This is a genomic window from Streptococcus sp. 1559 (genome assembly GCF_013276735.1).
Taxonomy (GTDB): domain Bacteria; phylum Bacillota; class Bacilli; order Lactobacillales; family Streptococcaceae; genus Streptococcus; species Streptococcus pseudopneumoniae.
This window is the reverse complement of the sequence record NZ_VMLO01000068.1, coordinates 34018-48928: the sequence shown is the minus strand read 5'-3', so window position 1 is coordinate 48928 and position 14911 is coordinate 34018. Positions and strand designations below refer to the sequence as shown.

11 protein-coding genes and 1 pseudogene are annotated in these 14911 nt (G+C 40.8%); all 12 read right to left on the bottom strand.

All coding sequences use genetic code 11. From position 1 onward, the window contains the following. Positions 1–124: 124 nt before the first annotated feature. Positions 125–607, bottom strand: a complete 483-nt coding sequence (gene greA / locus HT688_RS08565; protein ID WP_000818760.1) for a transcription elongation factor GreA — start codon at positions 605–607, stop codon at positions 125–127. A gap of 61 nt (positions 608–668) precedes the next feature. After that, positions 669–2342, bottom strand: a complete 1674-nt coding sequence (gene mltG / locus HT688_RS08560) for an endolytic transglycosylase MltG (protein WP_050975877.1) — start codon at positions 2340–2342, stop codon at positions 669–671. An 80-nt stretch (positions 2343–2422) separates the two neighbouring features. After that, positions 2423–2917: a GNAT family N-acetyltransferase gene (locus HT688_RS08555; RefSeq protein WP_172923699.1), complete on the bottom strand. Its 495-nt coding sequence runs from the start codon at positions 2915–2917 to the stop codon at positions 2423–2425. Continuing rightward, positions 2914–3375 carry a GNAT family N-acetyltransferase gene (locus HT688_RS08550; protein WP_000405299.1) on the bottom strand — a complete coding sequence of 154 codons (462 nt, stop codon included), beginning with the start codon at positions 3373–3375 and terminating at the stop codon, positions 2914–2916. Before HT688_RS08550 ends, HT688_RS08555 begins: the two co-directional genes overlap by 4 nt. Before the next feature lie 9 nt (positions 3376–3384). Beyond that, the gene (gene murC / locus HT688_RS08545) at positions 3385–4719 is read right to left on the bottom strand and encodes a UDP-N-acetylmuramate--L-alanine ligase (protein WP_001127123.1); all 1335 of its coding nucleotides are present in this window, start codon (positions 4717–4719) and stop codon (positions 3385–3387) included. Between the two features lie 10 nt (positions 4720–4729). Then, positions 4730–5347 (bottom strand): divisome accessory protein ZapJ, encoded by a 618-nt coding sequence (gene zapJ, locus HT688_RS08540; protein WP_000808233.1) that lies wholly within the window; start codon positions 5345–5347, stop codon positions 4730–4732. Between the two features lie 47 nt (positions 5348–5394). Then, positions 5395–8493 (bottom strand): pilus expression-regulating Snf2 family helicase, encoded by a 3099-nt coding sequence (locus tag HT688_RS08535; RefSeq protein ID WP_001096284.1) that lies wholly within the window; start codon positions 8491–8493, stop codon positions 5395–5397. A gap of 92 nt (positions 8494–8585) precedes the next feature. Continuing rightward, positions 8586–9752, bottom strand: a complete 1167-nt coding sequence (locus HT688_RS08530) for a MalY/PatB family protein (protein ID WP_172922207.1) — start codon at positions 9750–9752, stop codon at positions 8586–8588. A 7-nt stretch (positions 9753–9759) separates the two neighbouring features. Continuing rightward, on the bottom strand, positions 9760–10854 hold the full coding sequence (locus HT688_RS08525) for a cystathionine gamma-synthase (protein WP_023933152.1): 1095 nt from the start codon (positions 10852–10854) through the stop codon (positions 9760–9762). Positions 10855–11011: 157 nt separating this feature from the next. Then, a complete protein-coding gene (locus tag HT688_RS11870; RefSeq protein WP_025170631.1) occupies positions 11012–11734 on the bottom strand; it encodes an ABC transporter ATP-binding protein in 723 nt (240 codons plus the stop codon). Positions 11735–11920: 186 nt separating this feature from the next. After that, positions 11921–12655: pseudogene (locus HT688_RS11865) on the bottom strand (ABC transporter ATP-binding protein); the annotation flags it as partial. A 210-nt stretch (positions 12656–12865) separates the two neighbouring features. Next, positions 12866–14824 (bottom strand): peptide ABC transporter substrate-binding protein, encoded by a 1959-nt coding sequence (locus HT688_RS08515; protein ID WP_000748867.1) that lies wholly within the window; start codon positions 14822–14824, stop codon positions 12866–12868. Between the last annotated feature and the right edge of the window lie 87 nt (positions 14825–14911).

Here is a 14911-nt window from a genome sequence, read left to right as displayed (position 1 = left end):
ACGAAGTCAGTAACCATATATACGGCAAGGCGACGCTGACGTGGTTTGAAGAGATTTTCGAAGAGTAGCAAAATGGAAAAAGGAGTGAGTGAAGTACATCGCCTCCCCACTCCTTTTTCTGTTTTTAGGCTGTTTTTTCAACCTTCAAGATTTTTACATCATAGCTACCAACAGGCGTTTCAATGGTTGCTGTATCACCTGTTTTCTTGCCAATCAAGGCTTGTCCAATTGGGCTTTCATTTGAAACTTTACCTGCAAAGGCATCCGCACCCGCTGAACCTACGATAATATAAACTTCTTCTTCGTCCTCACCAATTTCTTGGATGGTGACTGTTTTACCAATCGCTACTTCGTCCTGGGCAACTGCGTCGCTATTGACGATTTCAGCATAGCGGATTTTTGTTTCTAAGCTAGAGATTTGTCCTTCGACAAAGGCTTGTTCATCCTTAGCTGCTTCGTACTCACTGTTTTCTGAAAGGTCACCGTATGAACGGGCAATCTTAATGCGTTCTACCACTTCTGGTCGACGAACCAATTTCAATTCTTCTAATTCTTTTTCAAGTTTTTCCTTTTCCTCAAGGGTCATAGGATATGTTTTTTCTGCCATTTTTCTCAACTTTCTTCTAATAATATTTTCTAAAGAAAATTATGTGAAGTATCACATAATTTTAGTTTGTTTGGTTTAATTTGCTGTTGACATGTTCAGCGACATTGCGATCGTGGTCTTCTTGATTATTAGCATAGTAGACCTTGCCTTCTGTGACATCTGCTACAAAGTAGAGGTTATCGCTCTTAGTTTGATTGATGCTTGACTCAATCGCATCCAGACTTGGACTATCGACTGGACCAGGCATGAGACCTACATTTTTATAAACATTATAAGGTGAATCAATGTTGGTATCAATCGCAACATCCTCAGCTAAGCTGATATTTTGCCCCAGTTTTCCTTGGGCATACAAGATTGCAATATTACTTTGAAGTGGCATATCACGATTCAAACGATTGTAGAATACACCTGCAATGAGCTTACGATCTTCTGTCTTGGCACCTTCTTTTTCGACCAAGGAAGCAATGGTCAACAACTCATTGACAGTCAAGTTTTTAGATTTGATAGTACTATAGTAAGGAGATAGGTTCTTATCCATAGCAGCTAACATCTCATCAATCAAGCTCTCAACAGTTGTGCTTTCCTTGATAGAATAAGTAGCTGGGAAAAGGTATCCTTCCAAACGATAACGCGCACCACTATCTTTTGCAGGCAAACTTTCCAATAAAGTAGGATATTTGGCTACTGCTTGACTGATAAACGTCTCATCTTGAACTTTTGCTAGGAAAGCATCCGCTGTCAAAGGCTCTTTGAAGTCACCTTGCAATTGACCTACCGCTTGAGCAATCTGATCCAAAGTATAACCTTCTGGAATTGTCAAAGTCGCAAGGACAGGTTCTTGTGGTTCATCTGTTCCACCTTTTTGCAACTCTTTGAGTAAGTCTTCTGTACTCATACTCTTTTGCAAATTGTAGTAACCTGCTTTCAAGTCGGTATAATTTTTATACTTGGCATAAAAGCTAAAAATCAGACCATGCTTTACCAAACCAGCTTTTTCAAGCGTCGTACCGATTTCTTGAACGTTTGAACCTTCTGGAATTCCAACCGTCACATATTGTTTCGATGAAGCATCCACAGGCTGTAAAGATGACTGAACATACTGGTAACCAAAGTAACCACCTGCTGAGAGCAAGGCAAGGAATACAAGGAATGAAATCACAAAGGCTTTCACATGTGACTTCTTCTCTTTCTTAGGCTTAACGGGTTTTGCTCCTTCTCTACGGCTACGACGTGGTGTATCGCTGATGATATCCACTGTTTCTGTAGCAGGCGTAGGTGTTTCTGGACCTGCTTGTTCTGCTTTTTTCTCTGCCGTCTTATAGGAAACAGCTACCCTTGTTGGGGTTTCATTGTATTCTCTTTCAAGTTTCTTAGGTCTAACAGGACCTGGTCCTGGTCTTGAACCACTTTCTTCCGCTGGAGAAGAAGGTACATCTTGACTTGGATGACTTGGATGACTTGGAACACCAGGAGTTTCTCTTTGAAGGTCATCTGCTGGAGAAGCTGGTACATCTTGACTTGGGTGAGTAGGCACGGTAGGAGCTTTTCTCATAATTTCCTCTACCGTTGACAAGGAATCAGCCATGAGTTCTTCAGCTGAAGGTTCATTTGCAGGAGTGCGAACTACTGCCTTATCTTCTTTCAGAACTTCATCATAGCCTTTTACTTTTTCTAAATCTCTCAGAATCTGCTCTTTAAAGCTTAATTTCTCTTCTTCTCTTGACTTTTCACTCAAAAGTTTTTCCTCCTTGTTGACAATCCATAATATTATATCTTAAAAGTCCAAGAAAAGCAACCTATGATACTTTTCCTAGCTTATTTTTTCGTTTCCCAAACCATATCATACCAGGTTTCCCCTGCAAAGGTTGACTGGGACAAGCCTTCATTGACAAATCCGTGCTTTTCATAGTAGGCGATGAGATAGTCATGACAGGTTAGGTTAATGCCATCTCTCTTATCTTCAAGAGCAACTTCTTTCAAGGCTATTAGTAATTTTTGTCCAAGTCCGAGGCCCTGTGCTTCTTTGGCAATAGAAAGACAGGTCACAGAGATATAACCACCAGGCTCATGACTATAGTCTTTTATTTCTTCTGTAAAGGACTGGTCTTGCAGATGGCGGTGTGGTCCAACTGGCCCTTCTATGTACCCCATGATTCTACCTACTTTTTCCGCAACCAGAAAAGAGGTCTGAATTTCTCGCAAATGCGATTCAAAAACAGATTGAGGAATAGCTTCTTCTACCGAGAAATTTTCTAGTTCAATCTCAACGATACGTTCTAAATCTTCTAATCTTGCTTGTCTGATCTTCATTGTACCTCCAGATAATAGGGATTAAACCAAATCATACTAAAACCCTGGCTAGTTTCATAAAGGGAAGTTTCTTCATCAATAAAACCGCTCATTTCAAAATAGGAAAGCAGCTCATCAGGACTCTTCAAACGAATCCCTTTGTAATCCAGCTCAACTGCCACCTCTTTCAAAGCCGCAAGAAGAAGTGTTCCCAATCCTTGTCTCTGATGGTCAGACTCAATGACTAAAGAATCTACTTTTAGACATTGCGGATTGTCTGACTGGGGACTTGATAGAATATAGCCTAAAAGTTGGTTTTCATCCCTAGCTAGAAGAAAGGTATCCGCACACTTACGGATACTTTCTTCTAAGATATGGGAAGGTTGCTGCTTTTCAGCCGGAAAAGACGAAGTTTGAAGTGCCTCTATCTCAGCCAAATCAGACTGACTTGCCTGAATGATCTTAATTGGAATTTCCATGAGAATAACCTATTGAACATTGCTTGTCAAGTTAGACAAGAGTCGTTCAAATGAATATTCATAGGTTTGGATATCTCCTGCTCCCATAAAGACATAGACAGCATTGTCATGGTCAAGGAGTGGTGAAACATTTTCAACAGTGATCACTTGGTGTTTCTTGTTGATTTTATTAGCTAGGTCTTCTACCTTGACATCTCCATGGTCTACCTCACGAGCTGACCCATAAATTTGCGCTAGGTAAACAGCATCTGCTTGGTTTAAAGCGTGGGCAAAGTCATCTAACAAGGCAATGGTTCTTGTAAAGGTATGCGGTTGGAAGACTGCTACAATTTCCTTGCTTGGGTATTTTTGACGAGCCGCATCCAAGGTCGCAATAATTTCTGTTGGATGGTGAGCAAAGTCATCGATAATCACTGTATCATTGACAATTTTCTCAGTGAAACGACGCTTAACACCAGCAAATGTTTTCAAGTGCTCACGCACCAAGTTCAAATCAAATCCTGCTGTGTAAAGAAGACCAATAACGGTTGTCGCATTCATGATATTGTGACGACCAAAGGTTGGGATGTGGAATTGCCCCAAGTCTTGTCCACGGAAATGAACGGTGAAGGTTGAACCAGTCGTAGAACGAAGAAGCTCACTAGCTACAAAGTCATTACCTTCTGCTTCAAAACCATAATAATAAATTGGTGCATCAGACGTAATTTTACGCAATTCTGCATCTTCACCATAGACAAAAAGACCCTTGGTAATTTGTTTAGCATAGTCGTTAAAAGCATTGAAAACATCCTCTAGACTTGTGAAATAGTCTGGATGGTCAAAGTCAATGTTGGTGATAATAGAGTATTCTGGGTGGTAAGGCATAAAGTGACGCTCATATTCGTCAGATTCAAAGACAAAATATTTGGCATTGGCCGAACCACGACCTGTCCCATCTCCAATCAAGAAGCTGGTGTCTGTGATGTGAGACAAGACGTGAGACAACATACCTGTCGTTGAAGTTTTTCCATGCGCTCCTGCTACTCCCATGCTAACAAAGTCACGCATAAAGCTACCTAGGAACTCATGGTAACGTTTGTAGCTGATACCATTTTGGTCTGCATAGGCAATTTCGACGTTGTTATCTGGACGAAAGGCATTTCCAGCGATAATTTCCATATCACCGTCTAGATTCTTTTCATCAAAAGGAAGAATAGTAATTCCTGCCTGCTCAAGACCACGTTGAGTAAAGTAGTACTTCTCAACATCTGATCCCTGTACCTTATGCCCCATTTGGTGCAACATCAAGGCCAAGGCACTCATCCCTGATCCCTTAATTCCGATAAAATGATATGTCTTTGGCATGTTTTCTCCCCTATTCTGTCATTCTGGTCAGATTCAACTCTTGGGCAACCCGACGTTCTTGTTCTGTTTGTTTACTTTTTTTATTGTAGATTTGGCTCTTCTTTAGAAAATCATAGTTGTTTTTCTTTGGAGCAGGTGCTGACACTTCTTCATTCTTGGTAGGGATAGAATGAACTTCTTCCGCCAAGATATAATGAGACTGGGTCAATTTTTGGCTATATTTGACAAATTCACCAGGATTTTCCTTTTGGAAAGGCGCTGTCGGTTGACTGCCCTGTCTAACAAGGCCTGATTTAGAATGACGTCTCGCACGGCTGAAATCCTGAGTTAGATAGTTAGCAGAGCGTTTCTTTTTCAAGTCTGCACGCGCTTCTTCACGCGCCACCTCCGCATAGCTCTTTCCTTCTTTTTTTACCCCTAAAGGAGCTTTTTTAGGTTTCTCGACTTGCTTTTCAATCGGTTTTACTGGCGCCTCTTCAGTAATAGGAGACCATTCTAAATAATTTTTATCTCGATACTCACCCTTGATATTACTGATCAGATCAGACTCATCGTACAAGTTCATGACTGGCATCTCAGTCAGCATGACCTCGTCATCTGACACCAATGGAAATCGTTCTTGTTTCATTTTCTATTTCCTTTCAACACTTCATTATAGCGTATTGTCTTGATTTTTCAAGTGCTGGCTTCAGAAATTCCCAAAATTTCTCTAATTTCTGCTAGGCTGAGACTGCCACGTGACTCTGTTCCATCCAATACTTGTGACACCAGATGTTTCTTTTGTTCTTGGAGTTCCTGAATTTTTTCTTCAATGGTTCCCCTGGTCACCAAGCGATAGACCTCAACCGTTTCTTCCTGACCCATCCGATGGGCACGGCCAATAGCTTGCGCTTCCACCGCAGGATTCCACCAAAGGTCAACCAAAATCACTGTATCAGCACCTGTCAGGTTCAGACCGACACCACCAGCCTTGAGGGAAATCAGAAAGGCATCTCTTTCCCCTTGGTTAAAGGCCTTGGTCATGTCTTGTCTTTCCTTGGCTGGAGTTGAACCTGTAATTTTAAAGGAAGTCATGCCCAAGTCTGGCAGTTCTTGTTCTATTTTCTCCAACATTCCCTTGAACTGAGAGAAAATCAAGACACGGTGTCCACCGTCTACCACCTGTACCAGCAGGTCTCGGAGACTATCCAGTTTGCCACTAGCTCCCTGATAATCCTCCATAAAGAGGGCAGGGGTGTCACAGATTTGGCGCAAGCGCATCAGACCAGACAAGATTTCCACACGACTTCGCTGAAATTCCTGATCTGATACTTGAGCCAATCTATCTCTCATCTGTTGCAACTGGGCTAGGTAGATAGCCTTTTGCTGGTCTTCCAGTTCATTCTTATAAACTACTTCTATTAAGTCTGGCAATTCGGTCAGAACTTCTTCTTTCTTGCGCCTCATCACGAAAGGCTTGATAAACTGAGCCACGCGTTCAGCTGGCAATTTCATAAATTCTTTCTTGCTTGGCAAAAGTCCTGGCATGACGATTTGGAAAATAGACCACAGCTCACCTAGATGGTTTTCAATCGGTGTCCCTGACAGAGCAAAAACTGACGGCACCACAAACTGTCTCAAGGTCTGGGCAATCTTGGTCTGGGCGTTCTTCATGACCTGAGCCTCATCTAAGAAAAGGAAGTCAAAGGCCATCCCCTGATAAAGCTCACTGTCCTGACGGAAGGTAGCATAGCTCGTCACATAGATTTGATGGCTTTCAGCAAGAATCTCCTCACGACTAGCTTTCAAACCATGAACAACAGCCACATCCAACTGTGGGGCAAATTTCTGAAACTCATCTGCCCAGTTGTAAATCAAACCTGACGGTGCTAAAATCAAGACTCGACTTTCTTTTGTCACTTGACTGGTCAAAAAAGCAATGGTCTGCAGGGTTTTACCAAGTCCCATATCGTCAGCCAAAATCCCACCAAAACCATAGTGATGGAGCATCTGTAGCCAGCTGATTCCCTTTTCCTGATAATCTCGTAAGTCAGCCTGAACCTGAGTTGCTTGTCTAGGGAAGTCCTCTGGATGCGTCAAATCGTGAGCCAGATTCTGGAATTCTTGTGAAAAAGAAACACGGTCACGTCCTTCAAAGAGATGAGCTAAACTATAAGCCAAGGATTTCCGAGCCTGCAAGGAGCCATCTTTTAATTCAAATTGCCCCAGCTCCTGTAGATTTTGACGAATTTTCTTGGTTTCTTCATCGAAAAAGTAGACTTTATTAGACGAATCAATATAAAAATCTCGATTATCAACCAAGGCCTGCATAGCTTGGTCAATTTCCTCTTGGGCTATATCTTGAAAATCAAATTGAATTTCCAAGAGACCTCCCTTGGAAGTAATCTGCACTTGAGGGCTTGCTAGACTATAAAACTCTTCTAACTTGTCTGATAAATCAACATTTCCAAGTTTTTCAAAGACTGGAATGATTTCATGGAAGAAATGATAGACAGACTCTGCTTTTAAGGCCTGACGCCAAGATTGAAAATCTGCTTCAAAGCCCGCAGCCAAACAGACTTGGAAAATTCTTTCTTCTAAGTCCGTGTCACTTGAAAATGGTAATTCTTCTAGCTCTTGTCGGCTAGATACCTGTCTATTTCCATAATCAAACTGAATTTCTAAACGAATCCGATTATCTTCTTCCCTGTCAAAGTAAAAAGAGGGCGCAAAAGTTTTGATTTGTAGACGTTCTGGAGCTGAAACGGTACCCATCTGGATAAAAAGAGTCAGACAGGAGGCCAATTTGTCTCGATCACTGCTATCAAATTGCAGGTATTTCTTTCCTTGTTGACCCACAGGTAACACTTTAATTTCCTTGAGAAGACGCATCTGCTGGTCTGTTAAAAAATAAACCTGACCTTTATGGAAAAGTACTGCTCCCTGATAAAAGACATTGACCCTAGGACTCTCACTGATTTCCATTTCAAAATAGTCCGAGTATTCTGTTACTGTAAAGGCAAATAGATTGGCATCAGCATGCATATCCTGAAAAAGCAGGGTTTGGTAGCTATCCACTTGATGGTCAAATTGAAAATGGGGCAAGGCCATCAGTAAATTCACACCCTGCTCAAAAAAGGTCAGAGGGAAAAAGAGGTGCCGACCTTGGTTTTGGAAAAAGAGGTCTGGAACCAGCCCTTCCTCCGTTAGTCCGTGCAAGAAAGTCAAAAGTTCTTGGCTGGCCTCATCAAAAGCTTCCCAAGAAAGAGACTCCTCATAAATCTTGCCAATCATATACGACTTTCTCTGCTCGACAATCCTTAAAAAAAGTGGAATATCCCGAATGACATAGTATTTTTGGCTATTGATTTGGCCGATTCTCAGAGTCCACAAGATATGATTGGTTCCTGCTTCCACCTGACCCACAGCTGATAACTCATAGGCGCATTCTGATTTTGGAGATAAAATTCGATCCAAAAACTTGCCACCCAAGGTCACCTTGGTTTCAACGGCCTCTTTTTCTTCATGACCTTCTTCCAGACTCCACAAGATTTCCTGACCACGCTCATCATTTTTCAGAAAATGCTCTAGCGCTGCCAAATGCACACAGTAGCCCCTCTTTTGAAAAAAATCACAGGCACAAAAAACCAAATCATCCTCTAAACTATAGCGCAGTTCTTCTTCTGCAACGCGAGCATAGAGCCGATTGTTCTTTTCCTTGATGATATCAACCTTACCAGTTTCATAAAGGGCAACACCTTCGATACGAACTTTCCCCGGAATCAATTTAGCCATATTTTCACCTTTACCTTATCTGTTTATTATACCATATTTTCGCCTATGAAAATAGCCTTCTAGGAAGACTTTTCTCCTAGAAGGCTGGATTTTTAACATTTGGCAAAAGTAGCCACAATCCGCTGACAGACTTCTTGCAACAGAGATTTGGGCATAGCTATATTGATGCGGGCATGGAGACTTCCTTCCTCTCCAAAATCCAAACCACGGTTGAGGATAACCTTGGCTTCATTTCTCAACAACTCTTGCAATGTTTCATCAGTCAGGTCATAGGCTGAAAAGTCAAGCCAAATCAAGTAGGTACCTTGCGGTTTCATGACCTTGATTTTAGTCTCTTTTCCAAATAGATCCACCACATAATTGATATGGTCTTCAAAGACTTGCTTAAGTTCCTCTAACCAATCTTTACCGTATCGATAGGCAGCTTCTGTCGCCAAATAGCCCAAGCCTGAAATTTCATGCTGATTATTAGCCAACTGGCGTTTCTGGTAAGCCACTCTCAACTTAGGATTTTCAATGACGGCATAGGAATTTTTTGTCCCAGCAATGTTAAAGGTTTTAGTGGCACTGCTCAAGACGATAGCAAAATTTTTGAAGGCAGGATTGATGGTATTGAAAGACTGGTGTTTGTGACCAAAGAGGGTCAAATCTTGGTGAATCTCATCTGAAACTAACAAAACACCGTGTTTTTGGCAGAGTTGGCCAATCTTCTCCAACACTTCTTTTTCCCAAACACGTCCACCAGGATTGTGAGGGTTGCAAAGAATATAGAGTTTAACCTCCTCTTCCACCAAATCCTTTTCAAGTTGGTCAAAGTCAATCTCAAACAGACCATCCTTTTCCACTAAGGAATTAGTAATCAATCTACGATTGTTCAACTTGACACTGCGAGCAAAGGGTGGGTAGACAGGCGTGTTAATTAAAACCGCCTCGCCTTCTTTTGTAAAGGTTTGAATAGCTGTTGAGATGGCTGGTACCACACCCTCGATAAAAACAAGAGCCTCTTTGTCAAAGTTGTAACCGTATTGTGTAGCTTCCCACTTTTGAACTTCCTTAATTAAGTCTTCACTGGCATAGGCATAACCATAAACCAGTTGGTCTGCGTAAGTTTGCACGGCTTGGCGGATTTCAGGCAAGACCACAAAGTCCATATCCGCTATCCAAGCTGGTAGAACTTCACTATCCGTTTCTGTTTCTTTCCATTTATAGGTATGGTGCCCTAAACGGTTGGGCAGGCTTGTAAAATCATATTTTCCCATCTTTGTCTTATCCTTCTAAAGCTTGGCGCAAATCTGCAATCAAATCTCTAGCATCCTCAATCCCAATTGACAAGCGCAAGAGGTCATCTGTCAAACCATAAGAATGGCGCACTTCTGCTGGAATATCAGCGTGAGTTTGCGTCGTTGGATAAGTAATGAGACTTTCTACCCCACCCAAACTTTCCGCAAACGAGAAGACCTTGAGACTGTTCAAAATATGAGGAATGCGCGTTTCATCGACTACTTTAAAGGAAATCATCCCCCCACGACCAGTATAGAGAACCTCCTTGACTGCTGGAGAATCCTTCAAAAAGGCAACCACTTCTTGGGCGTTAGCTGTTGAACGCTCCATACGAAGAGACAAGGTCTTGAGACCACGAAGCAACTGGTAGCTGTCAAATGGGGACAAGACTGCCCCTGTTGTATTGAGATTGTAAAAAAGCTTCTCGTATAGTTCTAAACTATTGGTCACAACCACTCCAGCTAAGACATCATTGTGGCCTGCTAGATACTTGGTTGCTGAATGGAGAACCATATCTGCTCCATCTTCAATCGGACGTTGGTAGATAGGGCTATAGAAGGTATTGTCCACCACCACTTTGGCACCCTTAGCATGAGCCAATTTTGCTAGTTTTTCGATATCAAATTCCAACATTAAGGGATTGGTTGGGGTTTCGATATAGAGAACATCCACATCCTTTTCTAACTCGGCAATCAACTCTTCTTCTGTATTGGCATAGGTAAAATGGAAACGACCTTCCTGCTCCACTTGGTTAAACCAGCGAAAAGAACCACCGTAAAGATCACGCACTGCCAAGACCTTACTTCCTACTGGAAAGACGCTAAAGGCCAGTACAATAGCTGACATCCCTGAGCTAGTCGCTAGGGCATAGTCTGCTGACTCAATAGCCGCCAAGACTTCCTCAGCCTTACTACGAGTTGGATTTTTAGTGCGCGTATAGTCAAACCCAGTAGATCGACCAAACTCTGGATGCTGATAGGTCGTTGAAAAATGGAGCGGTGTCACCAATGCACCTGTCGCTTCATCTGACTTAATGCCCGCCTGGGCCAAAATTGTGTTAATGTGTAATTCCTTGCTCATACAATACCTCCAAATCTATAGTAACTATTGTACCACTTATTTTCATCAACTCATTTTCTTCTTTTCAAGAGCTAGCTATAGTTTCAAACTATATAAAAAGGGAGTTTTTCCTGCTCCCTTTAATAGACTATAAAATGGTGAATCTCAAAAGACACCTTCACTCTATCATTTGCTCCTGCACAAAACGAGCATAACGCTCATGATTTTCCAGTAGTTCCTTATGAGTTCCTGAGCCAGTGATTTTCCCCTCCTCTAAGAAGAAAATACAATCCACATCTTTTACCGTTGACAAACGATGCGCTATAATCACAACTGTCTTCTCCTTTAGTACAGAATAGAGGCTACTGATAATCGCATACTCAGAATCCGCATCAAGATTAGCAGTGGCTTCATCAAATATAAGAATTTCAGCATCTTTTAAGTAGGCTCTAGCTATTTGAAGTCTTTGGCTTTGTCCCCCTGACAAGAGTCGTCCGCGTTCACCAACCTCAGTATCTAGTCCCTCTTTCATGGAGCGAATCTCATCACCTAGTGATACTAAGTCTAGCACTTTCATCAATTCATCATCAGTTACTAAGCGATTCAAACCGAGACAAAGATTGTCACGAATACTGCCAGATAAGACTGCATTATTTTGTGAAACCCAAGCGATTTTACTTCTCCATTCTTTTAAGTTAAAATCATATATACTTGATTGCTCCATTAGAATATCTCCTGAAAGCGGTTTATAAAACCGCTCTAACAAACGCACAATCGTTGATTTTCCTGATCCAGATGGTCCAACAAAAGCAATTTTTTGCCCCTTGAAAATGGAGAAAGTAATATCCTTTAAGACAGGTCGATTTTCATCATAACCAAAATAGACATGGTTAAAATTCAACCCTTGTCCTGATACCGATTTTCCTCCCTCAAATTTTTCTTTAGGAACTGCAAGCAAGTTCTCCAGTGCAACTGAAGATCCCTTACTCCTAGAATAAACAGTTACAAAATTAGCTATATTACTAATAGGATTAAGTAATTGAAAGAGGTAAATCAAAAACGAAACCAAGGTTCCCACAGATATATATCCTGCGCTGACCCGATAACCCCCATAGGTTAGCATCACAGCTATAGTCGCAAAGATAAATAAGAGAGCAAACGGGGTCTCAAAAGAAGTAATCCTATCTGATTTCAGTGAATTGTTTTGTACCCTTTCAATACAATTATCCAAAACATCCTGTACACTTTTCTCTGCTTGGTTAGTCTTAATTAATTCATGTTCTTGAATCTTTTCAGTCAATTGCCCTGTTAAAAATCCGATTTCCTCTTGTAAACGACGACTATACTTTTCACTGATATTGGAAAGGGGCAAGATAATAAACATCATACAAGGAAGAGTGATGAATAAAAGTAGAGAAAGATTCCAATCAAGACTAAATAAGACTATGATGGAACCAAGTACCATAACTAAACTCAAAATAATATTTGGGAAAGTCGTAATTAAAAACTCACGAATGACACTCGTGTCATTGACAATGGCAGAAGTCAACTCCCCACTTTGGCTCTTATCAAAGAAGGATTTCTCTGCATAAATCAACCCCTCTATCACTTTTTTCCTGATTTTTGCTATCTTTTTTTCACCCGATTGACTAAACAGATAGTAACCAATAGAAGAAAACAAGGCTTGACCAATAAAAATCAAAAACGATTGAAATACTTTGGAACCTATATTTTCAATAGAACTCCCATCTATTAAACCCTTTAAGATAAGGGGAAGCAACAAAGCAAGTAGACTAGACAGAACAAGTAAGAAACTCCCCATAATCACCTTAGTATCTACTCTTAATAATTTTAATTTCATAAATACTCCTTATAATATTTCAACGGATAAAGTCGGGAATAACTCAATTTGAGGATAAAATCTAATAAATCTTCCTATAACAAAACGCATAACATCTAGGATTTTATATACCTGATATTATGCGTTTTTAAGCACAAAGACTTCTTACACAAACTTATCTACAATTAGATTTTATTTGACATGTTTTGCCAATTCTTCTTGGGCTTTTTTATTGGATTCTTCTTTTTCTTTCAACCATTTTTCTCTGGCTTTTGCATATTCGTCTGTTGTGACAATCTTATCTTGTACTTTGAGGTATTTATATGATTCAACCCCTTTATTACCAGCCAATGAATAAGGTGCTGAGAAAGGAACTGTTTTTCTCAAGCTAGGCGTTCCACCTAATGAAACATTTGGAATCGCTAGAGAACTATCTATCAACCATGCTTGAATATCAGCATATTTCTCATAACGTTTGGCTGGGTCTTGCTCCTTATTAGCCTCTTCCAACATTTGAGTATAAGTGTCAAGTCCAACTGCCTTAGCCTTGTCGTTGGCTTCACCAGGCTCGAGTCCAAGATTTTGTAGAACCCCACCATTCTTGACACTAAAGATATCAAGATAGGTTGATGGATCTAAGTAGTCAGGACCCCAACCACCATTGTAAAGGTCATAATCTTTTTGAGCTGCTGTTTGAGCAAAGTAACTTGAGTTATGATAGTCCTCTGTTGATAACTGTTGGATATCAATAACGACGTTCTCCGTACCTAAAGCTGCTTCAATAGATTGCTTCATAGAGCTTACTTCTTGAATCCCCTTCTTAGAAGCTTGGTCAACTGTCGCATCCAAATGAATAGGGAATTGAACTCCCTTAGCTTCTAGCTCTTTCTTGGCCTCAGCAAATTTAGCCTTGGCTTTCTCAGGATTGTAATAAGGGTCTTGACCATCCGCAAAGTTGATACCTTGCCATTCCTTACCATAATTGACCATCTTAGAGGCTACTACTTCACCAAAGTCTTTTCCCTTGATACTTACAAAGGTTGGAGGAACAACCAAGTTACGCAAAATCTTAGTCGCTCCGTCTTCTCCCTGAGTTTGAGCCCCATAGGCTGTACGATCATAGGCAAAGTTAATAGCTTGACGGAAGTTTTTATTAAGAACTGCTTCCTGAGCTGATTTCTTTTCAATGTCGGTCGTCTTAGAAGTAAATTTATAAGCTTGTCTATCTAGGTTAAAATTCCAGTAATAAGACGTAGCAGTCTGCATACTGTAGATGATATCATCTTTGTATTTTTCTTTAATCCCTTCAAAACTTGAACTATTTGGATAGAGACGAGCGTAGCTATAGGCTCCGTCTGTAAAATTACGAACAAGAGCATCTTGGTCACTACCATCATAGTAGGTCAATTTAACATCATCTACAAAGACATTTTTAGCATCCCAGTAGTTAGGATTTTTCTTGTATTCGATGACAGATTTTGAAACAAAAGCTTTCATCAAGAAAGGTCCACTGTACAAAATATTAGCAGGGTCTACCTTGCCAAAATCATCCCCTTTTGATTTTAGGAAATCCGCATTGACTGGGAAAAGAATGGTTGATGTCGTTTTTGAGTTCCAGTAAGGTTCTGGTCGAGCCAAGGTGTATTGAACCGTTTGGTCATCAAGAGCCTTGACACCGACAGTTGAAAAGTCGCTTGTTTTACCAGTGATATAGTCATCCAAACCTGCAACAGAGTCCTGCACTAGATACAAGGCTTCTGATTTTTTATCAGCCGCATATTGCAAACCTGTCACAAAATCTTGGGCAGTTACAGGAGCATATTCTTCTCCCTCAGAAGTAAACCACTTGGCATCCTTACGAAGTTTGTAGGTATAGGTCAAACCGTCCTTAGAAACACTCCAATCCTCTGCCAAGGATGGCACATAGTTCCCATATTGGTCATTTTCCATGAGACCATCTACCAGGTTGGTCACAATATCATTTGTTGTTGCGCGGTTTTCTGCTAGATAGTTCAAACTAGATGGATCACTTGAATAAACATAGTTATAGGTTTTTGATCCTGTGCTAGAATTTCCACACGCGCTCAATAAAATTCCTGTACCCAGGACAAGACCTGCCAAGGTTAGATATTTGCTCTTAGACTTTTTCATTTCCAGAACCTCCTGATTTAAAGATTTGTTTTATTATACAACGTTTAGTTTGTTTAGTCAATGTTTTTGTCCAAAAAAATCGAAAAA